The 500-nt window shown below is 67.0% G+C and carries 1 protein-coding gene; it reads left to right on the top strand.

The annotated features are described in order from the left end of the window. Window positions 1-15: 15 nt before the first annotated feature. Window positions 16-500, top strand: a 485-nt coding sequence (locus FK530_RS25700) for an ATP-binding cassette domain-containing protein (RefSeq protein ID WP_205124294.1), incomplete at its 3' end; no start/stop codon positions are given.

The raw sequence follows: 500 nt of genomic DNA on the forward strand, positions 1-500 counted from the left end.
ATGACGACATCGCCAGTGGACGTGTGGGCGGGTCCGCTCACCACGCCCGACCATGCGGCCTACATGGCCCGCCAGACCCCGGTCCTCACTGCCCAACACATGTCGGTCGTCTACCAGGTGACCCCACCCGTGGAGGCCGTCCGCGACGTGTCCCTGGTGCTCAACAGGGGCGAGATCCTGGGCCTGGCCGGGGAGTCGGGCTGCGGCAAGACCACCCTGGCCTACGCCATCAACCGCCTGCTGAAGCCACCCGCCCTGCTCACCTCCGGCGAGGCCACCCTCCATGACCACAGCGGCGAGGACATCGACATCACCGCGCTCAGTGGGGACCACCTGCGAGCGTTCCGCTGGGACAAGATCTCCATGGTCTTCCAGGGAGCGATGAACGCTCTCAACCCTGTGATCTCCGTCCGGGCACAGCTGTTCGACGTGTTCACCACCCACCGTCCCGACATGGGACGGGCCGAGAAGGAGCAGGCCGCCAAGGACCTCCTCACACT

It is taken from the genome of Tsukamurella conjunctivitidis, assembly GCF_007858475.1.
GTDB lineage: Bacteria > Actinomycetota > Actinomycetes > Mycobacteriales > Mycobacteriaceae > Tsukamurella > Tsukamurella conjunctivitidis.